We start from the raw sequence: 22,312 nt of genomic DNA, 5'->3' as shown, positions 1-22,312 counted from the left end.
ACTATGAAGTACTTAAAAACCAAACACGAACGTAATTCAGCTAAAATCACAGCACTAATTGTGAGTATTTTAGTATTGCTACTATTTGTGGTTGGTCCACCTTATATGGATCCGCCAGAGGAATATGGTGTTGCAGTTAATTTTGGAAATTCTCCAGTTGGTTCAGGAAATATTCAACCTACAGAGCCAATTAAATCAAGACCTAATGAAGAAGTGGTTAAAGAAGATACAGAAGCAGATAAATCACAACCTGAAGAAACTAATGATGCTAATAGTGAATCTGAGGACGTCTTAACTAATGAATCAGCAGAAGCTTTAGCGATAAAAAAAGCAGAAGAGGAAGCTGAAAAAGCAAAGGCTGAGGCTGAACGAATTAAGCAACTAGAGAAAGCAGAAGCAGACAGGATTGCTAAAGAAGAACAAGATAAAAAAGATAAGCTAGATGCTTTAATTGGTGGTGTAAAAAATTCTGATGGACCAACCGAGAGTGGAGAAGGACCTGGTGATGGACCTGGCGATAAAGGGGAGTTAGATGGCAGTCCTTATGCACCATATAAAGGCACACCTGGCTCTGGAAATGGAGGTGTTGGCTATGGTTTAAATGGAAGAGGCACACCTAAATTTACTTTATATGATGGCTGTGAAAATGAATATGGTTTAATAGTCGTTGACATCGTCGTGGATCGAAGTGGTAAAGTTATTGAAGCTACTCCGGGAGTAAGAGGTAGCAATAATGCTACATCTTGTTTAAACGCTCAAGCAAAAAAAATAGCGATGTCATATAAATGGCCAGCTGATTCTAAAGCACCTTCAAGACAGTATGGCAAAGTAAGTGTAAACTTTACACCTACAGATTGATGAACTATCAAGATAGTGTAAATTGGATGTTTAAGCAGTTGCCGATGTATCAAAATAAAGGCAAATCGGCATATAAGGTTGATTTATCAAACACGATTCTTTTAGCAAAACACCTCAATCATCCAGAAAAACATTTTAAGAGTGTTCATGTGGCAGGAACTAATGGTAAGGGTTCTACTAGTCATATGGTAGCTTCAATACTTCAAGAGGCTGGATATAAAGTAGGTTTGTATACCTCACCTCATCTCAAAGATTTTAGAGAAAGAATTAAAATTAATGGTAAGGAAATAAGTAAGCAATTTGTTATTGGGTTTATAGAGCGAAATCTAACATTTTTTAAAGAAAATCAATTGTCATTTTTTGAAATGACTGTCGGATTGGCCTTTGACTACTTTAAAAAGCAAAATGTAGACATAGCAATTATTGAAGTTGGATTAGGAGGTCGATTAGATTCAACAAATATAATTACACCCGAAATTTCTGTGATTACTAATATTGGTTTTGACCATATGAAATTTTTAGGGAATACTTACGAAGCTATAGCCAAAGAAAAAGCTGGAATTATTAAATCTAATATTCCAGTGATTATTGGTGAAACACAAGAAGAAACTAAAGATGTATTTATTAAGATTTCCGAAGAAAAGTCATCAGAGATTTATTTTGCCGACCAGCTCATTAAACAAGATTTCGAAAGTGATTTAAAAGGGATTTATCAAAAGCACAATATTAAAACTGCTGTACAAACTATTAAACTTTTAAATACAAATAAAAGTTTTTTGATTTCGAATCAACAAATAGTTGACGGCCTAAAAAATACAATTAGAAATACTGGTTTAAAAGGACGTTGGCAAATATTACAAAATCAACCTAAGATTATTTGTGACACAGCTCACAATAAAGAAGGTTTAACTATTGTAATGGAACAAATTAAAAGCGAAGAGTTTAATAAATTACATATAGTGTTTGGAGTTGTAAGTGATAAAGATTTGGGTTCAATTCTTCCAGTATTACCAAAACAAGTTAGGTATTATTTCTGTAAACCTAATATTGAAAGAGGTATGGATGTTAACATACTTAAAAATCAATTTTTAGAAAATGGATTTATAGGAGAAAGTTATAATACAGTAAATGAAGCATTTAATTCTGCAATTCAACATGCTAGCCCAAATGATTTAATTTATGTTGGTGGCAGTACATTTGTAGTTGCTGAAATAATTTAATTTTTTTTTAGAAAAAGCTTTTGCTAATTAAAAATCTAGACTATATTTGCAGTCCAATATTTAGGGCGCGTAGCTCAGTTGGTTCAGAGCACTTGGTTTACACCCAAGGGGTCAGGGGTTCGAATCCCTTCGCGCCCACTTCAACTACAATTCCGGTTTGATTTTCAAATCGGAATTTTTTTATTCAAATCCAATAATTCAACACTTAAGATTTAGAAGAGATTACTAACTCAAATAATCTAGTATAACAAAAAAAATAATCACTTCTTATTGTAGGACGTCTAAAACTCTTTCAAGAGCCATTCCTCTTGAGCCTTTAATTAGTATGTGTTTGTTCTTTAGTGGAGAACTTACCATTTCATTTTTTAAATCTTCAAATGACTGAAAACATGATATTGAAGTTGAAGAATCAATTGTCTTAAAGAAGTGATTACCTACCAAATATATTTGTTCAATATTAAATTTTTGAGAATAATCTGAAATGTACTGATGTTCGATTTCTGCATCATCTCCTAATTCAAACATATCACCTAGAATCGCTACCTTACTAAAACCATAATCTAAACTTAAACTTCCGAAATTGTCTAAAGCAGCTACCATACTTGTGGGATTAGCATTGTAAGCATCGAGAATTATCTTGTTTGTCCCTTTTTCTATAATTTGAGACCTATTATTAGTTGGTATATAATGACTAATAGCTTTAGAAATAGTGCGATCATCAACTTTAAAGTATGTTCCAATAGCTATTGCTACTGCTATATTACTAAAATTATATGCTCCAGTTAAATTCGTATTGATTTCTATATTATTAAATTTTAGTTTAATAAATGGTTGTGCACTTATCATTGACATATTAGAACCAAACTTAATGGCCTTTTTGTAGTCTCCAATTTGTTCGATTTGTTTTGCGTCATTCGTGTTGACAAATACAAATTTATCATGAGATTTTAAGTGATTATATAATTCTGATTTTCCTTTTATCACGCCTTCAATTCCTCCAAAGCCCTCTAAATGAGCTTTTCCGAAATTTGTAATTAGACCATAATCTGGTAATGTTATATTAGATAGAAATTCTATTTCTTTTTGATGATTTGCGCCCATTTCAACAATACCTATTTCAGTGTTTTTTTCAAATTCAAGTATTGTTAATGGAACTCCAATATGATTATTTAAATTTCCTTTGGTGGCACTAGTATTATATGTTGTTGATAATACGGCATTAATTAATTCTTTAGTAGTGGTTTTACCATTACTACCTGTTAATGCTATGATTGGAATATTTAATTCTTTTCTATGATATGTTGCTAAATTCTGTAGAGCTTTTAATGTATCTTCAACCAAAATACAGTCTTGATGTGTATTGTATTCAGCTTCATCAATTACAACAAATTTAGCACCATTTTTTAAGGCTTCTTTGGCAAATTTATTTCCATTGAAATTATCTCCCTTAAGTGCAAAAAACATACTATTGTAAGTAATTTTCCTGGTGTCTGTACAAATTGAAGTGCACTTCAAAAAGGCATCGTAAAGTTTCTTTATAGTCATAAAATAAATGTAAAAAAAAAAGTCCTAACGTTTAAAGTTAGGACTTAAATTTTATTGAAAATAAATTTTAGTTTCTTTTTTTGCTTCCTTGAGTTTTAGAACCAACTCTAGACATTGCACATCTAAATCCGATGTAGTCTGTTGCCATATCTTGTGGAAAGTATCTACGTTGTGCAGGATCAATCCAATAAGCTCTGTCTCTCCAAGAACCACCTTTGTAAACTCTAACTTCATCATTAATCATAGACGTTCTTTGGTTAGAAGTATCATATTCTTTTAATACTTTGCCTGTAGAATCTCTTTCTATATTATGTTTAGGAGAATTATACATTTTTCTAGTCATGGCTTTTTCAGCACTTTCACCTTCTTCTTCATCAAAGTCTGTAGCATAACTTCTAGATGATCTTGTATCACCATCTCTAAAGTTTCTGTTATCACTTCTATCAAAGTTTGTTCTTAAATATGTTTCATCTTCATCAACAGCAACTTGCAAAATTTCACCAGGTAAATTACGAGCAACAATTTGACCATTACTTAAAGTATCATACACAATTTCTTCAGGAGTAACAACTTTAACGGTTCCATCTTCATTAATTGCATTTTTAGTATAAACGTTACCTCTATAATAGTTAAAGTCACTAAATTCATCGTCAACAATAGGACGATAAACATCAGCTACCCATTCGGCAACATTACCAGCCATATCATATAATCCATAATCATTAGGCTCATAACTCATAACTTCAGCAGTAATGTCAGCTCCATCGTCAGACCAACCAGCAATTCCGCCATAATCACCTTTACCTTGTTTAAAGTTTGCCAACTGATCACCTTTGGTTTTTCTTTTTCCAGAACGCGTGTATTGTCCATCCCAAGGATATTTTTTACGACCTCTATATACATTGAAGTTTCTTAATTCACTCATACCTAAAGCAGCGTACTCCCATTCTGCTTCAGTAGGAAGTCTATAATCTGGTGAAATAATACCAGATTCTCTTCTTGCATAGTTATTTATTGTATCACCAGCAGCAGTAACTTGTACTCTTTTTCTAGATTTAGCAGGATTGATAATACTATCATTTCCTCCATAAGTTGATGTAGGTGCGTTGATATAAGTGTCAGTGCTAAAGTTACTGTCGGCAGATGATGTTAAATGAGAATCTCTTTCAAGATATCCAGCATTTTGAAGATCCATCTCTGCAACTCTATCTGTTCTCCAACTCGCAAATTCAACGGCTTGAATCCAGCTAACACCAACTACAGGATATTCTCCATATCCAGGATGACGTAAATAATTTTCTGTCATCATTTCAGCATAACCTAATCTGTTTCTCCATACAAGAGTATCAGGTAAAGCACCTTTATAAATTAATCTATAATTTTCTTCTTCTGGTGGATAAGTTCTTTTAATCCAATCAAGGTATTCAGTATACATTTTATTGGTAACTTCAGTTTCATCCATATAAAATGACTGAACGTGTTGTTGATTTGGAGAGTTATTCCAATCATGCATCACATCATCTTGAACTTTACCCATTGTAAATGTTCCTCCTTCAACAAACACCAAGCCTGGACTTGTTTCTTGTTCTTGAAACTTGTCATTATATTGAAAACCACCGTTTTTGTCGTTAATTTTCCATCCTGTGGCTCTAGAACTATTCTTGTCTGAAGAGTTTCTACTACAACCAACAATTGTCAAAGATATCATTAGGGCTAATAGTATCCTTAGGTTTAAGACGTTTTTCATATCCATACTTTTAAGTAAGCTAATTAAATTTTTAGACACGCAATATAGTAATTAAAGGTAAATTAACAACATTTTTTAGCAAATAGATTTAAAAAAAGTTGCATTTCATCCTGTTTTTCATGCAATATAACGGACTTTTACTCAGTTAATCGATGTATTTTGACTTTAATAACGGTTGCTTAAATCAAATATTGTTGTAATTTTGAATAACAAATTGAAACACTATAATAACACAACGTTATAGCCGTTATTTGTAATATGAAAAAACTGTTATTCATATCTTTTATTGTTTGCAATGTTTTTGCTTTCGCCCAACAAAAGCAATTCTCAATTCAGTGGGATGGTACTACAACTTTAGAAACTTCATCTTTTCAAATTGAGTTACCAGCATTTAACAAAGAAAACTTCAGTTATAGTATGACTGAAGGATTATACTTTGTTTCTCAATGGGACATTAACTCACCTTTAAGTGAAAACTCTCTTGAGCTCACAAATGTATTATATGAAACAATTTCTAGAGATGAGTTAAAAGGACTGTCTGTAGAATTGATACCTAATGAAATAAATGTTAAGTTATCTAATTCTATTGATAGAAATAATATCAGTGGTTTTCTTAAGATAAGCCCAATTATTAATGATAATGGTATTTTTAAAAGAATTACATCTTTTAAAATTGAGTATTCTTCCTCTTCAAATAGAAATACTCTTAGTAGTCAAGAGATTGTGAATTCCGTTTTAAGTTCTGGTAGTTGGAGACGTTTTTATGTTGAGAGATCGGGAGTGTTTAAAATTTCAAAAAGTTTTTTAGAAGACATAGGAGTTGATACTGATGTAGATCCAAGAACTATAAAAATATATGGAAACGGAGGAAAAATGCTTCCAATGCCAAACGACGAATTTTATCCATTAGATCTCACCGAAAATGCTGTAAAATTTGTGGGCGAAAATGATGGTGATTTTAATAATGGTGATTATATATTGTTCTATGCAGAAGGACCTACAGGTAATACAGAAGAAGTCTTAATTAATACCAATATAAATCCATATTCAAGCAGATCCTATTATTACGTAACATATGGCGGTTCATTCGGAAAGCGTATTGAAACAGTTGTCCAGCCTACTGAAAGTGCAGATTTTACAATAGATACATTTCAAGATTATGGATTCTATGAAGTAGATGAATTTAATATTGCCAAGTTAGGAAGACGTTGGTTTGGAGATCGTTTTGATATAGAAAATCAAAAATCATATGAATTTAATTTTCCAAATATAGTTACAACTGAACCTGCAAAGTTAAAGGTTTATGTAGGCGCTGTATCTGAAGTCTTAACATCATTTCAAATAGAGTTAAATGGTGTAAATGTAACAACTGTTTCTCCTGTCGGTCTAACAGATGGTATCTTGGCAACTGGTGCTTTTTATGTTGGAGATGTTCAATTGAGTTCTTCTGAAGTTAATGTAGGTATAGAATATAATAATTTTGGTAATCCATCGTCTTTAGGATATTTAGATTACGTTTCTCTTGAAGCTACTCGTGAACTAGCTTACACAGGAGGTCAATTGCTTTTTAAAAATGATATTGTTGAAACAACAGACGGTATTGTTGAATATGAAATGTCTAGTGCTTCTAATGTAGAAGAGATATGGGATATTTCAAACAAGTATAATGTAACAAGTATTCCTAATTCTAATCAAGAGTCAGATTTTAGTTTTAAGGCTGCTTCTGGTACCCTTAAACACTACATTGCTTTCAATAGCCAAAGTGCATTTCAACCGATAAGAGATGCAAATTCTTTTGTAGATAATCAAAATATCAAAGGAACTATTTTTCAGAATGTACAGGGCGAATTCGAAGACATAGACTACATAATAGTAACTCCTGGTAATATGTATTCACAGGCAAATCGACTTGCAGAAATTAATCGACAGCAATATGATTTGAATGTAAAAGTTCTAACACTTGACCAAATTTACAAAGAATTTAGTTCAGGCAATCAAGATATAGGCGGTATAAGGAACATGATACGATATGTATATCATAATGCAAGTGCTCCTGATAAAAGATTAAAATACGTCTGCTTTTTTGGTGATGCATCTTTTGATTATAAAGATCGGATATCTAATAACACCAATATTGTTCCGACATGGTTTTCATATAATAGCTTTAGTCTTGTGAATTCTTTTGTGTCTGATGACTTTTATGCCATGATGGATGATAATGAAGGTGATGTTGAAGATGTTTCAAATAAAGCTGATATCGCGGTTGGGAGGATTCTCGCTAGTACACCTCAACAAGCTGAAGAATTAGTAGATAAAATTCAAGAGTATTATTCTGAAGCGTCCTTCGGAAGCTGGAGGAATAATATTTTAATGATTTCTGATGATGTTGATATAGGTAGTTTTGAAGGTGATCTTCAACAAACTACAGATGATATCGCTAATATAATTACCCAAGAAAAACCGTTTTTAAATGCTGTTAAAATTCATTCAGATGCATTTCTTCAAGAATCTTCTTCTGCTGGTGAGCGTTATCCTCAAGTAAATAAAGAAATAAGAGATGCAATTGATGTAGGAGCACTTGTTGTAAATTATTTTGGCCATGGTGGAGAAGATGGCTTAGCTTCTGAACGTATTTTTGATAAAAATGATTCGCAAGAAGTTGCAAATGTTTGTAAATACAACCTTTTTGTTACAGTAACTTGTGAATACACAAAATTTGACGACCCATTAAGACAAACAGCTGGTGAATTTACATATTGGAATACCAAAGGAGGAGCTATTGGTTTGATAACTACAACAAGACAGATTTTTGTTAGTTTAGGTCAGGCCTTTAATGTGGTCATTGAACCTTATTTGTTTGCATTTGGGTCTAACGAAACTCTTTCGATCGCAGAAGCATTGCGTCAGTCTAAAAATGATCCAGCGATAAGTAGTAATATACAAAAATCATTAGTTTGGTTTATTGGAGATCCTGCAATGAAGCTTGCATTTGCGAAACCAGATGTTAGATTAACTCATATAAATGATGTTCCAATTGGAGGAAATACAGATGTTTTACAAGCTCTAAGTAAAGTAAAGTTTTCTGGTGAGGTAGTAAATGAATCTGGAAATTTATTATCTGATTACAATGGAACCTTAACTGCTACTGTATTTGATAAAGAAATTGATAGACAAACCTTAAATAATGACAACCAAACAAATGGAGGTCAACCAGTAATAATGAATTTCAAAACATTAGGTGAAGTTATTTTTAAAGGTCAAGCTACAGTTGCTAACGGACTATTTGAATTTGAATTCGTTGTGCCAAGAGATATTGGAATTCCAGTAGCTCAAGGGAAAGTTAATTTCTATTCGATGAGGAAACTTCCTCTAGAAAATAGATCAGGTTCCAGTTTTGATATACAAATTGGAGGGATTAATGCAAATGCCGCTGAAGATAATACTGGGCCACTTATTGATTTATTCATGAATGATGAAAATTTTGTTTCAGGAGGTATTACTAATGAACAACCAGCATTAGTCGCAAGATTACAAGATGAAAACGGAATCAACACCGCTAGTGGTATAGGTCATGATATTGTAGCCATTCTTGATGGTGATGAAACTAACCCTTTTGTATTAAATGACTACTATCAAGCTAATATTGATGACTATCAAAATGGAAAAGTAAACTATCCTTTTAGAGATTTAGCGCCTGGTAGACACACTTTATCTTTCAAAGCTTGGGATGTTTACAATAATTCTTCAAAAACCGAAATAGAATTTGTTGTTACAGATAAAGATCAAGAATTAGTAATAGATAACGTTTTAAATTATCCAAATCCATTTGTAGATTATACTGAGTTTTGGTTCAATCACAATAGTCCTGATGTTTTAGACGTTTCAGTACAGATCTTTACAGTATCAGGTAAATTGGTAAGAACCTTGAACGGTCAAACTAATGGAGGAAGTAAAGTAACAAGCTCACTTTCAAAAGACATTGTTTGGGATGGAAGAGATGATTTTGGAGATAAAATTGGTAAAGGTGTCTACATTTACAAACTAAAAGTGAGATCTAACCGTTTAAATAAACAAGTTGAAAAAATTGAAAAACTTGTAATACTATAATAAAGATTTATATTTGCCTAATTGCTAGGTAATCCATAATTACCGAAAAAGTTAATAAATTACACATGAAAAAATACATTTTAGCCCTTATTACTGTTTCATTGTTTAATATAACAAATGCTCAAGAAACTGTCGTTATACCAAATAGCGTAGATTCTAGAGTAATTACAACAGGAGTTCCTTTCTTACTAATTGCTTCAGATGCTCGTGCAGCAGGAATGGGAGATATTGGTGTTGCGACTTCTGCAGATGCAAACTCTCAACAATGGAATCCAGCAAAATATTCATTCTCTTTAGCAAAATCTGGTATTGGAATTAACTATACGCCATATTTAAGTCGATTGGTTAATGATATCTTTTTAGGTAACGTTACTTACTTTAACAGATTAAATGAAAGCAGTGCTTTTGCAGTGAGTTTCAAATATTTTAGTTTAGGAGAAATCGAAATTGTTCAGGATGAATTTTCTGAAGCTTTAATAGAGCAACCTAATGAATTAACATTTGATGCATCGTACTCATTACGTTTAGCAGATCAATTTTCAATGTCTGTTGCATTACGTTATTTACGATCAGATTTAAGAATCCAAGCTGTTGATGCTAATGCCGCTGCAGCCAGTTCATTTGGAGCCGATATTGCTGGTTACTACCAAAGTGAAGAACAAGCGTATGATAGTTTTAACGGACGATGGAGAGCAGGTTTCGCAATTCAAAATTTAGGACCAAAGATCAAGTATGATGATGGTGGTAGAGAAAACTTTTTACCAACAACTTTAAGATTAGGTGGTGGTTTTGATTTTATCTTCGACGATTATAATAAATTAGCAGTAACAGCCGAATTCACTAAGCTTTTAGTGCCAACACCTCCTGTTTTAGGTAGAGAATACGAATACACTGACAATAATAACAACGGTCAATATGACGAAGGTGAAGATGATTTAATTGGTTTTCCAAACAATCCAGTAAGGGATAATGTTATTATCGAAGGAAAAGACAATAATGTAGGTTTCGCTAAAGGAATTTTTCAATCTTTTGGTGATGCACCAGGCGGATTTAGTGAAGAATTAAGAGAATTTACTTGGTCACTGGGTGCAGAATATACCTACCAAGATTCATTCGCTTTTAGAGCTGGGTATTTTAATGAAGCCGAAGATAAAGGAGCACGTAAGTTTTTTGCTTTAGGTGCAGGATTTAAATACACAACTATAAATATTGATTTGTCATACCTTTTTTCAGCATCTAAAGTGCAAAGTCCATTAGAGAATACATTACGTTTTTCTCTAGTGTTTAATTTTGGAGATAATGAGTATGATGAATATTAGAAAACAATATTAATCTCAAATAAAAAAAACTATTGTCTCATCCAGAACAATAGTTTTTTTGTCTAATATAATAGCTTATGAAGGATATTAAAATAGAATCAACTCTTACCGTTTACGATGACTTTAACGAGTTACCTTCAGATATTGCATCTTTAATGGAACATGCTATTGAAGCTCGTAAAAATGCCTATGCACCATATTCTAATTTTAGTGTAGGTGCTGCAATTTTATTAGATAATAATCAAATTGTTACGGGTAATAATCAAGAAAACGCATCTTATCCTTCAGGTTTATGTGCAGAACGTACTGCAATCTACTATGCTGGCGCAAATTATCCTGATGCAAAAATTGTAAAGATGGCCCTAACGGCAGGATCAAGAGTTAACCAAACAATTACTCCTATTCCACCTTGTGGAGCTTGTAGGCAAGCTATTGCCGAGTATGAAGTGAAGCAAGAATCACCAATTGAAATCTATTTTATGGGTGAAACTGGCAAGGTTGTTAAATCAAATTCTCTTGCAAACTTATTACCTCTAGGTTTCGATAGGAGTTTTCTATAACGATTTCGTGTAAATTTTACGATTTTCGGTTTTTTCGTTACTGTCTAATGTGTTATTTTTGTTATTCGCTTATTTTAATTTTTATATCAATACTGAAATAAATGCAAAAAGTAACAAAAGAAGTGTACCTAAAGTGGTATGAAGATATGTTATTCTGGAGAAAGTTTGAAGACAAACTTGCTGCAGTATACATTCAACAAAAAGTAAGAGGATTTCTTCACTTGTATAATGGTCAAGAAGCCGTCCTTGCTGGAGCGCTTCATGCGATGGATCTCTCTAAAGATAAAATGATTACTGCTTACAGAAATCACGTACAACCAATCGGAATGGGTGTAGACCCAAAACGCGTAATGGCGGAATTGTTCGGAAAAGCAACAGGGACATCACAAGGTTTAGGTGGTTCTATGCACATTTTTTCTAAAGAACATCGGTTTTATGGTGGTCATGGTATTGTTGGAGGTCAAATTCCTTTAGGAGCTGGTATTGCATTTGGTGATAAATATCATGGAAGTGATGCCGTTACCTTATGTTGTTTTGGAGATGGAGCAGCACGTCAAGGTTCACTTCATGAGACTTTTAATTTAGCCATGCTTTGGAACCTACCTGTAGTCTTTGTTTGTGAAAATAATGGCTATGCAATGGGAACTTCTGTAGAACGCACAGCCAATCATACAGATATCTGGAAACTAGGTTTAGGTTATGAAATGCCTTGTGGACCAGTAGATGGAATGAATCCAGTTAAAGTTGCTGAAGCTTTTGATGAAGCAATTTCTAGAGCAAGACGCGGTGACGGACCAACATTCCTTGAATTAAAAACTTACAGATATAGAGGTCACTCAATGTCTGATGCACAGCATTACAGAACAAAGGATGAAGTAGAAGAATACAAAAAAATAGATCCTATTACCCAAGTCAAAGACATTATTCTTGATAAGAAATATGCTACTCAAGATGATATAGCTGTTATTGATAAACGCGTCAAAGATTTGGTTAAGGAATGTGAGAAATTCGCTGAAGATTCACCTTACCCTGAAAAGAATGTGATGTACGATGCAGTATACGAACAAGAAGATTATCCATTCATACAACATAAAATATAAGCTATGGCAGAAGTAATTAATATGCCTCGTTTGAGCGATACAATGGAAGAAGGTACTGTCGCTACTTGGTTAAAAAAAGTAGGTGATAAGATTGAAGAAGGTGATATTTTAGCTGAAATCGAAACGGATAAAGCAACTATGGAGTTTGAATCTTTCAACGAAGGAACTTTGCTTCATATTGGTATACAAGAAGGTGAAACTGCCAAAGTAGATTCGCTTTTGGCCATCATAGGTGATGCTGGCGAAGATATTTCTAGTCTTTTAAGTGGTAATACTTCCGAAGAAATTAAAGAAGATGTCATTCAGAGCGATAGCGCAGAATCTAAAGAGAAATCAAACGAACCAAAATCGGAATCTATAGAATTGCCTGAAGGTGTTATTGTAGTTACGATGCCTCGTTTGAGTGATACTATGGAAGAAGGTACTGTAGCTTCATGGTTGAAAAATGTTGGAGATGAAGTAGAAGAAGGTGATATTCTTGCTGAAATCGAAACTGATAAAGCAACCATGGAATTTGAATCATTTCAGTCTGGTACTTTATTGCATGTTGGTTTACAGGAAGGTGAGTCAGCAAAAGTAGATGCTTTACTTGCAATTATAGGCCCTAAAGGAACTGATGTTGCAGATGTAGCTAAAAACTTCAAAATGAGTGCTCCTGACTCAGAAGAGAAAAATGATGCACCTAAACAAGAAGCAAAAGCTCTAGAACAACCTAAAATAACTCCAAAACTGGAAGCAACTAATAATTCTCCTGTAACGAATTCAAATGTTAGAGTGTTTGTATCTCCTTTAGCTAAAAAAATGGCTGAAGAAAAAGGAATTAATTTATCACAAGTAAATGGTTCCGGAGAAAATGGTAGAATTGTTAAGCGTGATATTGAAAACTTTACACCATCAACCCAATCAGCATCTGTTGGAAAATTTGTTCCTACAGGTCAAGAGGATTTTGATGAAGTCCCAAATTCAAATATGCGTAAAGCAATAGCAAAAAATTTAGCTAAATCTAAATTTACAGCACCACATTATTATTTAAATGTGGAATTTGATATGGAGAATGCTATAGCATTTAGAGGACAATATAATTCAATACCTGATACTAAAATATCATATAACGATATGATTGTTAAGGCTTGTGCTTTGGCATTAAAAGCGCATCCACAAGTAAATTCACAGTGGTTTGACGATAGAATGCAATTAAATAATCACGTACATATAGGTGTAGCTGTTGCTGTGCCTGACGGATTAGTTGTTCCTGTGGTAAAGTTTGCTAATGAGCAAAGTTTAACACAAATTGGAGCTGCTGTAAAAGATTACGCAGGGAAAGCCAGAAATAAGAAATTAACCCTAGATGAAATGGAAGGTAGTACCTTTACTATATCCAATCTAGGAATGTTTGGTATCGAAAGCTTTACGTCGATTATCAATCAACCAAACTCAGCAATTTTATCTGTAGGAGCTATTGTTTCTAAGCCTGTGGTTAAAGACGGTAATGTCGTTGCTGGAAACACGATGAAGCTAACCATGGCTTGTGATCACAGAACAGTTGATGGAGCCACCGGAGCGCAATTTCTTCAAACTCTTAAAGGGTATATAGAAAATCCAGTGACGATGCTAGTATAATTATTCAGATGATAATTTAAACTTGTTTTGAATCTCACTATAATATCATCCTGATTTGATTTATTCAAGTCAGGATTTTTTATCTTTAAACTCAAATAAAAAACTCTATGAAAAATATTTTATCCCTTGTGCTTTTATTACTTATTGTTAGCTGTAAATCTGAGCCTAAAATTGAATCCATAATAATTACAAGCAATGAGGTTAAGGAGATTGTTAGCTATTTAGCTTCTGATGATTTGAGAGGTCGTCATGCAGGCACTACAGAGATAGACAAAGCAGCTACATATATAGAGTCTCAATTTGAAACTTTAGGTATTAAACCATATTTTGAAACCTACAGAGATAATTTTAAAATTAAAGATTCAATTAATGCATTTAATGTCGTTGGTTTTATTGAAGGTACTGATGAAACACTTAAGAATGAAGTCATTATTTTGGGAGCACATTATGACCATATTGGTTATGGGAATGATGCGAGACGTAAAAGTAGTAAAGGGAGTATAACAGAAACGGATACCATAGCTAATGGTGCTAATGATAATGCCGCTGGAACAAGTGCTGTAATTGCTATGGCTAAATATTTTGCAACGATGAAAAACAATAAACGAAGTATAATGTTTACTTTGTTTTCTGCAGAAGAATTAGGGCTCTTAGGTTCTAAACACCTAGCTAAACGTTTAAAGTCTCAAAACTTAAACCTTTATACAATGGTAAATTTTGAGATGATTGGTGTTCCGTTCAAAGATCGTGACTACCAAGCTTTTCTCTCTGGTTATGATTTGTCTAATATGGCTCAAAAAATAAATGAATATGTTGGTAGTAATTTAATTGGGTCCTCAGAAGTTGCCAAAAAATATAACTTGTTTAAGCAATCTGATAATTATCCATTTTATGAAGAATTTAAATTGCCATGTCAAACCATTTCTTCATGTGATTTATCTAATTATGATTATTATCATCATGCTGATGACGAAATTAATGAATTGAATTATGAATTTATGGCAAGCCTGATAAATGAAACCATAAAGGGGATTGAACAAATGAGTATTTCAGAAACTAAAGAAATTATGATGTATGAGTCAGAGTAAAAATATCATTATCACAGGAACGAGTAGAGGCATTGGGTTTGAGTTGGTGCACTTATTTGCTAATCAAGGTCATAATGTGTTAGCATTGTCCAGAAACACAAAACCAGTAAATAACTTGCATTTCGAAAATATAACATCTTTTGCTTTTGATTTATGTAATGAAAGCGATTATAAAAAAGTAGATCAGTTTATAGAAACCGAATGGAAACAGGTAGATATACTTATAAATAATGCTGGACTTCTATTAAATAAACCGTTTGCTGAAACTTCAATTAAAGATTTTGCCAAAGTATATGAAACTAATGTTTTTGGTGTTTCTGAAATGACTCGTATTGTACTTCCTTTTATGAAGCAAAATAGTCATGTCGTGACGATCAGTTCCATGGGAGGGATTCAAGGAAGTATGAAATTTCCTGGATTAGCAGCATATAGTTCAAGTAAAGGCGCAGTGATTACATTGTCTGAATTATTAGCTGAAGAATATAAAGAAACAGGTCCACAGTTTAATGTATTGGCTTTAGGTGCTGTGCAAACTGAAATGCTTAAAGAAGCGTTTCCAGATTATCAAGCACCAACAACTGCAAAAGAAATGGCTGATTATATTCAAGATTTTGCACTAAACGGAAACAAATATTACAACGGAAAAGTGCTTCAAGTTTCTAATTCTACACCTTAAATATGTCAAGGTATAAATGTGTCATATTTGATTGTGATGGTGTGCTAGTTGATAGCGAACCAATCGGAAATCAAGTTCTAGTAGATATGGCAAATGAATTGGGAGCTAATATAAATTTAGAGTATGCCTACAAACATTTCAAAGGTCACAAGATGCAATATTGTGCAGACCAAATTGAAGCGCTAATTCCAAGTAAGTTACCAACTGATTTTATTCCCAACTATCGTAAAAGAAGCTTTGAAGCTTTTAAAGCTGATATAAAACCTGTTGATGGTGTCTTAGAACTAATTAAAAATCTTGATATCCCGTATTGTGTTGCGTCTAGTGGTCCAGAAAATAAAATTCGACTTAATTTAGAATATACAAGATTGTTGCCATATTTTGAAAACAGTATTTTCAGTTGTTATGCCATTCAAAAATGGAAACCAAGTCCAGCAGTTTTTATTTGGGCTGCTAAAACCTTTGGGTTTAAACCTTCAGAATGCATTGTCGTTGAAGATAGTATTACTGGAGTTCAAGCTGCTAAAAATGGCGGTTTTGATGTTGTAGGGTATACAGCGCACGATTATAATAATGAATTACAGTCTAAAGCTACGTTTACCTTCAATTCAATGAAAGCAATACAAGAGTTTTTAGTCGCTACTTGATCAAAACTATTGCTAAAATTTAGCTTCTATTCCTTATCTTTATAAAAAAATGTTCCATTGAAATTATTATTACATTCTCTTAAGTGTAGTTGTGTTTTATTACTATGCTTTTTCTGTTTTACTAACCTCGTTGTGAGTCAAAATTTTGATCGTGTTGAACTTGTGTCAGGTTTAGGTGATTTAAATAGCAATAATGGTGTAGCTGTTGTTGATTATGATTCAGATTTAGATTTAGATATTTTTGTTGTTGCAACAAAGCAAGATATTTTAGGTGATACATCAACTCAAAGTAAACTATTCAGAAATAATAATGACGGAAGTTTCACGGACGTAACAATAGAGTCTGGTCTTATTAATTTGTATCCTACAAGCAATATAGAATCGTTTAACGGTCTTGTAGGTTTTAAACATGGAGTATCTTTTGGCGATTATGATAATGATGGATTTCCAGATGTTTTTTTTACACATTCTTTTAAAGCGCAACTATTTCATAATCAAGGTGATGGTGCATTTGTAGAAGTGACCCAAGATGCAGGATTAAATAGTTTTAATAGTTGTAGAAATACAGGAGCAACTTGGTTTGACTATAATAATGATGGGTTTTTAGATATTTATGTAAGTGATTGGAAAGAATGTGCTAGTAATACACTATATATTAACAACGGTAATGGTACATTTTCAAATGTGACAACGCAAACAAATATACAAGCCTCTGAAGAGTTAGCCAGTTATATAGCAGTCCCTTTTGATATCAACGATGATGGTTGGATAGATTTATTTGTATCCAACGATTTTAATGAACCTAATAGTTTGTTTGTTAACCAAGATGGAATGGCATTTTCAGACCAAGCCCAAACCTATGGTCTTGGGAGTATGTTAGATGATATGGGAATTGCCATTGGTGATTTTAATTTAGATGGTGCTTTTGATTTTTTTATCACTGGTATTGATGAAAATGCATTACTTCAAAATGATGGTTCAAATAATTTCATTGAAACCTCTGGAGCAAATAATATTATGGAAACAGGTTGGTCTTGGGGAACACAATTTGCAGATTTTGATTTAGATGGGGATGAAGATTTAATCATCGTCAATGGTTATGTTTTTGAAGATCGTACTACTGAAAATAATGTGTATTATAAAAATCTAGCAATTGAAGGTCAAAATGGTTTTGAAGATCATTCAGATATTGTGAATTTTAATGACTTAACTGTCAGTGTTGAAGCTATAGATTTCGATTACGATAATGATGGTGATTTAGATGTTTTCGTGACCAACACCGATCAAAACTCATTTTTTTACGAAAATAAACTTTTGAATTTTGATGAGCCTATTACTCAAAATTGGTTTAAAATTTTACTTCAAGGAACTGAATCAAATCGAGATGCCATTGGAACAACACTTACGATTACCACTAATCTCGGTCAGTTTAAACGTTATTATACAGGTGTTGGGTTTCTATCACAAAGCCTTCAAGCAGTGCATTTTGGTTTAGGTGATGAAACTATAATTACTGAATTAGAAATTAAATGGCCAACAGGATTGGTAGAAACCTATCAAAATTTAAATGCGAATACTACAGTAAGAGCTATTGAGGGTCAAGGAATAACTACTTTAGATATTCAGCCTAGTCAAAAGATCTATGGATGCACAGATCCTGATTCATGTACTTATAATCCTGATGCTACATTAGACGATGGAAGTTGTACCTACCTACAATCTAATCAAATTACTGGAAATACAACTTCAGGATTTCTAGTTTCTGAAACCTATACTTATCCTATTCTTACTGGTTCTTCTGCTGTTTGGCAAGTAACAGGTGGAGAAATTATAGAAGGTCAAGGTTCGAGTAGCATAATTGTTAAATGGGGTTTAAGTGATAATGCTAGTTTAAGTGTTCGAGAAACTAATGGAACGTGTTTTAGTCTTGAGGAATCTATGGATGTTACGTTAAATATTAATGATATTCCTGAAGATGTTTCTATTGCCAGAATATGGAATGAAGTGTTACTTCAAGCTATTAGAAATGATTTTGCTAGACCAACAGTTCACGCAAGAAACTTATTTCACTCTAGTATTGCCATGTATGATGTTTGGGCAATATATGATGAGCAAGCTAGACCTTATCTAATAGGCAATACATTACATGGGTTTTCTAGTACACTTGAAGATTTTGTACCTATCGAAAGCATTGAGAGTTCTAGAAAAAAAGCCATAAGTTATGCAATGTATCGCTTACTCAGCTATCGTTTTCAAAATTCACCTAATGCCCAAGAATCACAACGTCTATTCGATTTAGTTATGGATCAATTAGGTTATAATACCGAAACAGCTACATCAATAGTTTATGAGTTTGGGAATGCTACTGCCCTTGGGAATTATATTGCCGAAACGATCATCGCTTATGGCAATATTGATGGTTCAAGAGAACTGACTCAATTTGATAATTCATATTATGAACCCGTAAATTCAGCATTAGCACCAGCTATTCCTACAACTGTTGAAATGCAAGACCCAAACCGTTGGCAACCTTTAAGTTTAGATACATTTATTGATCAAAGTGGTAATCCTATACCAGGAACATCAATAGATTTTTTAAGTCCTGAATGGGGAAATGTTTTGCCTTTTGCGATGAATGAAAATGTAACTTATGAAAGAGAAGGAAAACCCTATAAAGTTTATAATGATCCAGGTGCTCCACCTTATTTAAGTTTACTAGAAAATAACTCTTCAAGTGAAGCTTATAAATTAGGTTTTTCAATGGTGTCAATTTGGGGTTCACATCTCGATCCAAATGATGGTGTACTATGGGATATCTCACCAGGAGCAATTGGTAATACAAATATTGACGAGTTTCCAACAGAATATCAGGATTACCCTAACTTCTATAACATCATTGATGGAGGAGATATTGGTACAGGTCATGTTCAAAACCCAATTACAGGACAGTCTTATGAGCCTAATATTGTGCCTCGAGGTGATTATGCTCGAGTTTTAGCTGAATTTTGGGCTGATGGTCCAGATTCTGAAACACCTCCAGGGCATTGGTTTACAATCCTAAATTATGTAAATGAACATCCAGAATTAGAAAAACGATTTCAAGGACAAGGTGCGATTTTAGATGACTTAGAGTGGGATGTGAAATCATATTTTATTTTAGGAGGAACGATGCATGACGCTGCCATTTCAGCTTGGAGTATAAAGGGCTGGTATGATTATGTGCGTCCAATTTCTGCTCTACGATATATGGCACTTTTAGGTCAAAGTACTGATGAATCATTAAGCAACTATAATATAGGAGGCATACCTTTGTTACAAAATTATGTTGAAGTTGTTAATGAAGGAGATCCTCTAGCTGGAAGTAGTAATCAGCATCTAGGTAAAATAAAATTGTATACATGGAGAGGCCCAGATTTCATTGATGATGAAGCAACAGATGAAGCAGGAGTAGGATGGATTTTAGCAGAAAATTGGTGGCCATATCAGCGCCCAACTTTCGTAACACCACCTTTTGCTGGATTTGTTTCTGGTCATTCAACCTATTCTCGTGCAGCAGCTGAAGTATTAACTAAGATTACTGGTAGTGAATTTTTTCCAGGAGGAATAGGTGAATTTATTGCAAAGCAAAATGAATTTTTAGTCTTTGAAGAAGGTCCTTCGGTAGATGTTACTCTTCAATGGGCTACCTACAGAGATGCTTCAGACCAAACTAGCTTGTCTAGAATTTGGGGAGGAATTCACCCGCCTGCAGACGATATTCCAGGAAGAATTATTGGAGAAAAAGTCGGACTTGAAGCATTTGATTTTGCTGTACCTTATTTCACTGGCGATGTCAATATAAATCTAGAAGATAACCAAGTAGTATTTCCAAATCCAGTTATAGATTTTCAAGTTACCATAACAAATACTAATGTGTCTGATTCTTTTAATCTGTTTGATATTAGAGGTCGTCAAATTCAGGTTTTGAATAGTAATTTTAATGAGTTTAGTAGAAGAACAATACTTCAGTTTCCTCAAGACACTTCTGAAGGCTTATATTTTTTAAATATTAATGGTAAAGGAATATTGCTACTTTTTAAAAACTAGTGAGATTAGATTAATTTGAAATCATACAATTCCATCATCAAATAATTCGTTTACATTTAATACATGCAAGAGAGACTTCAAGAATATATACCTGAAAATGCATTATCTAGAGTTTTAGAGTTACTAGAGCATGATAATCTTGATGTGAAAGTTAAAAAAGAACGTAAAACAAGGCATGGAGATTACAAACGTTTACCCAGCGGTAGACATCAAATTACTGTAAACTCAAATTTGAATATATATAGATTTTTGATTACACTCATTCACGAAATAGCGCACTTTGAAGCTTATAAAACCTATGGTCGAGAAATCAAACCACATGGAATTGAATGGAAACAAACATTTCAGCATTTGATGTTACCTTTTTTGAATCCAGAAATATTTCCTAGTGAAATTCTACCAGTTTTAGCGAAACATTTTAAAAACCCTAAAGCTTCCAGCGACACAGATGTTCAACTCGCCTACACCTTAAAGCAATTCGACGCACCAAACGATAAAACATTTATATTTGAATTACCTTTACATAGTAGATTTAAATTGTATAATGGTCGTGTGTTCCAAAAAGGAGAGAAACGACGAATACGATATGAATGTATTGAGGTTGAAACAGGTAAGTTATATCTGTTTAATCCTAATGCTGAGGTTGAATTATTAAACAAATAATTATGAATAAAAATTATTATGCCATATTGATGGCTGGAGGAGTTGGATCAAGATTTTGGCCTGTAAGTACTCAAGATTTTCCAAAACAATTTCATGATATGTTAGGAACTGGTGATACACTCATCCAGAAGACTTTTAATCGTCTTGCTAATCTAATTCCGAAAGAAAACATATTTATTTTAACTAATGAGCGCTATAATGACTTAGTGTTTGAGCAATTACCAGAGGTTACAAAACGTCAAGTAGTTCTCGAGCCAGCAATGCGTAATACAGCACCTTGTATTTTATATGCGGCATTAAAAATTCAAAAAGAAAATGAAGATGCAGTCATGATTGTTGCTCCAAGCGATCACTGGATAGAAGATGAAATGGCATTTTCAGAAAATGTTCAGCAAGCTTTTGATTTTTGTTCACAGAATAATGCATTAATGACACTAGGGATTCAACCTACATTTCCAAATACTGGTTATGGTTATATTGAATTTGATAAATCAAATACTTCAAATATTAAATCTGTAAATCAGCTCCGAGAAAAACCAGATTACGAAACCGCTAAGCAGTTTATTTCTCAAGGTAATTTTTTATGGAATGCTGGAATTTTTATGTGGAGTGTGTCCAGTGTAATTGATGCATACAAAAATAATCAGCCTAATTTGTATCAACTTTTTGAGAAAGGAATTGAAGTTTATAATACAGATTTTGAAGATGATTTTGTTAGAGATAATTATGGCAAAGCTGAAAATATTTCGGTGGATTATGCTATTATGGAATCGTCTCAAAATGTCTATGTGCTTCCTGCTACATTTGATTGGAATGATCTCGGTACTTGGGGAAGTCTCTACGATAAGTTAGATAAAGACGACAATAACAATGCTGTTGTAAATGCGAGAACATTAACTGAAGATGCTTCAGGAAATATGATTAGAACTAAAGGTGATAAAATTGTAGTTGTTGATGGTTTACAAGATTATATTATTGTAGATAAAGACGAAGTTTTGCTTATCTTTCCAAAGACTAAAGAGCAAGATATTAAAAAAGTACTCCAAAATGTGAAGTCTACTTTTGGAGAAGATTAT

At 33.2% G+C, this 22,312-nt stretch carries 15 protein-coding genes and 1 tRNA gene; 14 read left to right on the top strand and 2 right to left on the bottom strand.

Annotated features, from left to right (window positions below):
* The 3 genes from AB8B90_RS07395 to AB8B90_RS07385 all read left to right on the top strand — a co-directional run.
* Nucleotides 1–858: energy transducer TonB (locus AB8B90_RS07395; protein ID WP_405335243.1), on the top strand; the 858-nt coding region annotated here is incomplete at its 5' end.
* On the top strand, nt 858–2,078 hold the full coding sequence (locus tag AB8B90_RS07390) for a bifunctional folylpolyglutamate synthase/dihydrofolate synthase (RefSeq protein WP_405335241.1): 1,221 nt from the start codon (nt 858–860) through the stop codon (nt 2,076–2,078). The genes AB8B90_RS07395 and AB8B90_RS07390, both read left to right, overlap by 1 nt.
* Before the next feature lie 63 nt (nt 2,079–2,141).
* A tRNA-Val gene (locus tag AB8B90_RS07385) sits at nt 2,142–2,216 on the top strand.
* A gap of 129 nt (nt 2,217–2,345) precedes the next feature.
* On the opposite strand, the gene murF is transcribed toward AB8B90_RS07385, so the two are convergent.
* Together murF and gldJ are read right to left on the bottom strand one after the other, a co-directional pair.
* Nucleotides 2,346–3,623 carry a UDP-N-acetylmuramoyl-tripeptide--D-alanyl-D-alanine ligase gene (gene murF / locus AB8B90_RS07380; RefSeq protein WP_405335239.1) on the bottom strand — a complete coding sequence of 426 codons (1,278 nt, stop codon included), beginning with the start codon at nt 3,621–3,623 and terminating at the stop codon, nt 2,346–2,348.
* A gap of 67 nt (nt 3,624–3,690) precedes the next feature.
* Nucleotides 3,691–5,376 carry a gliding motility lipoprotein GldJ gene (gene gldJ / locus AB8B90_RS07375; protein WP_405335245.1) on the bottom strand — a complete coding sequence of 562 codons (1,686 nt, stop codon included), beginning with the start codon at nt 5,374–5,376 and terminating at the stop codon, nt 3,691–3,693.
* 252 nt (nt 5,377–5,628) lie between these two features.
* Here gldJ and porU point away from each other — a divergent pair, with 252 nt between their 5' ends.
* From porU to AB8B90_RS07320, 11 genes are all read left to right on the top strand, one after another.
* The gene (porU, locus tag AB8B90_RS07370; RefSeq protein WP_405335238.1) at nt 5,629–9,477 is read left to right on the top strand and encodes a type IX secretion system sortase PorU; all 3,849 of its coding nucleotides are present in this window, start codon (nt 5,629–5,631) and stop codon (nt 9,475–9,477) included.
* A gap of 65 nt (nt 9,478–9,542) precedes the next feature.
* Nucleotides 9,543–10,796, top strand: a complete 1,254-nt coding sequence (gene porV, locus AB8B90_RS07365) for a type IX secretion system outer membrane channel protein PorV (RefSeq protein WP_405335236.1) — start codon at nt 9,543–9,545, stop codon at nt 10,794–10,796.
* 77 nt (nt 10,797–10,873) lie between these two features.
* Complete coding sequence (gene cdd, locus AB8B90_RS07360; protein WP_405335234.1) at nt 10,874–11,356, top strand: cytidine deaminase; 483 nt, start codon at nt 10,874–10,876, stop codon at nt 11,354–11,356.
* Between the two features lie 101 nt (nt 11,357–11,457).
* A complete protein-coding gene (gene pdhA / locus AB8B90_RS07355) occupies nt 11,458–12,456 on the top strand; it encodes a pyruvate dehydrogenase (acetyl-transferring) E1 component subunit alpha (protein ID WP_405335232.1) in 999 nt (332 codons plus the stop codon).
* A 3-nt stretch (nt 12,457–12,459) separates the two neighbouring features.
* Nucleotides 12,460–14,076, top strand: a complete 1,617-nt coding sequence (locus AB8B90_RS07350; protein ID WP_405335230.1) for a pyruvate dehydrogenase complex dihydrolipoamide acetyltransferase — start codon at nt 12,460–12,462, stop codon at nt 14,074–14,076.
* Between the two features lie 107 nt (nt 14,077–14,183).
* The gene (locus AB8B90_RS07345; RefSeq protein WP_405335228.1) at nt 14,184–15,164 is read left to right on the top strand and encodes a M28 family peptidase; all 981 of its coding nucleotides are present in this window, start codon (nt 14,184–14,186) and stop codon (nt 15,162–15,164) included.
* The gene (locus tag AB8B90_RS07340; RefSeq protein WP_405335226.1) at nt 15,151–15,840 is read left to right on the top strand and encodes an SDR family NAD(P)-dependent oxidoreductase; all 690 of its coding nucleotides are present in this window, start codon (nt 15,151–15,153) and stop codon (nt 15,838–15,840) included. Before AB8B90_RS07345 ends, AB8B90_RS07340 begins: the two co-directional genes overlap by 14 nt.
* Nucleotides 15,841–15,842: 2 nt before the next feature.
* Complete coding sequence (locus AB8B90_RS07335) at nt 15,843–16,487, top strand: HAD family hydrolase (protein WP_405335224.1); 645 nt, start codon at nt 15,843–15,845, stop codon at nt 16,485–16,487.
* A gap of 132 nt (nt 16,488–16,619) precedes the next feature.
* Nucleotides 16,620–20,573: an FG-GAP-like repeat-containing protein gene (locus AB8B90_RS07330; protein ID WP_405335222.1), complete on the top strand. Its 3,954-nt coding sequence runs from the start codon at nt 16,620–16,622 to the stop codon at nt 20,571–20,573.
* A 63-nt stretch (nt 20,574–20,636) separates the two neighbouring features.
* Complete coding sequence (locus AB8B90_RS07325) at nt 20,637–21,236, top strand: SprT-like domain-containing protein (protein WP_405335220.1); 600 nt, start codon at nt 20,637–20,639, stop codon at nt 21,234–21,236.
* Nucleotides 21,237–21,238: 2 nt separating this feature from the next.
* The coding region (locus AB8B90_RS07320; RefSeq protein ID WP_405335218.1) for a mannose-1-phosphate guanylyltransferase at nt 21,239–22,312 on the top strand (1,074 nt) is incomplete at its 3' end.

The organism is Psychroserpens sp. (assembly GCF_045105015.1).
Lineage (GTDB): Bacteria > Bacteroidota > Bacteroidia > Flavobacteriales > Flavobacteriaceae > Psychroserpens.
The sequence above is the reverse complement of the archived record's forward strand: the minus strand, read 5'-3'. Positions and strand labels throughout refer to the sequence as shown.

Coding starts and splice junctions, on each gene's coding strand:
- gldJ (WP_405335245.1), bottom strand. CDS start 5,376: ATGGATATGAAAAACGTCTTAAACCTAAGGATACTATTAGCCCTAATG.
- AB8B90_RS07340 (WP_405335226.1), top strand. CDS start 15,151: ATGAGTCAGAGTAAAAATATCATTATCACAGGAACGAGTAGAGGCATT.
- cdd (WP_405335234.1), top strand. CDS start 10,874: ATGAAGGATATTAAAATAGAATCAACTCTTACCGTTTACGATGACTTT.
- murF (WP_405335239.1), bottom strand. CDS start 3,623: ATGACTATAAAGAAACTTTACGATGCCTTTTTGAAGTGCACTTCAATT.
- AB8B90_RS07350 (WP_405335230.1), top strand. CDS start 12,460: ATGGCAGAAGTAATTAATATGCCTCGTTTGAGCGATACAATGGAAGAA.
- AB8B90_RS07325 (WP_405335220.1), top strand. CDS start 20,637: ATGCAAGAGAGACTTCAAGAATATATACCTGAAAATGCATTATCTAGA.
- AB8B90_RS07390 (WP_405335241.1), top strand. CDS start 858: ATGAACTATCAAGATAGTGTAAATTGGATGTTTAAGCAGTTGCCGATG.
- porU (WP_405335238.1), top strand. CDS start 5,629: ATGAAAAAACTGTTATTCATATCTTTTATTGTTTGCAATGTTTTTGCT.
- porV (WP_405335236.1), top strand. CDS start 9,543: ATGAAAAAATACATTTTAGCCCTTATTACTGTTTCATTGTTTAATATA.
- AB8B90_RS07335 (WP_405335224.1), top strand. CDS start 15,843: ATGTCAAGGTATAAATGTGTCATATTTGATTGTGATGGTGTGCTAGTT.
- pdhA (WP_405335232.1), top strand. CDS start 11,458: ATGCAAAAAGTAACAAAAGAAGTGTACCTAAAGTGGTATGAAGATATG.
- AB8B90_RS07345 (WP_405335228.1), top strand. CDS start 14,184: ATGAAAAATATTTTATCCCTTGTGCTTTTATTACTTATTGTTAGCTGT.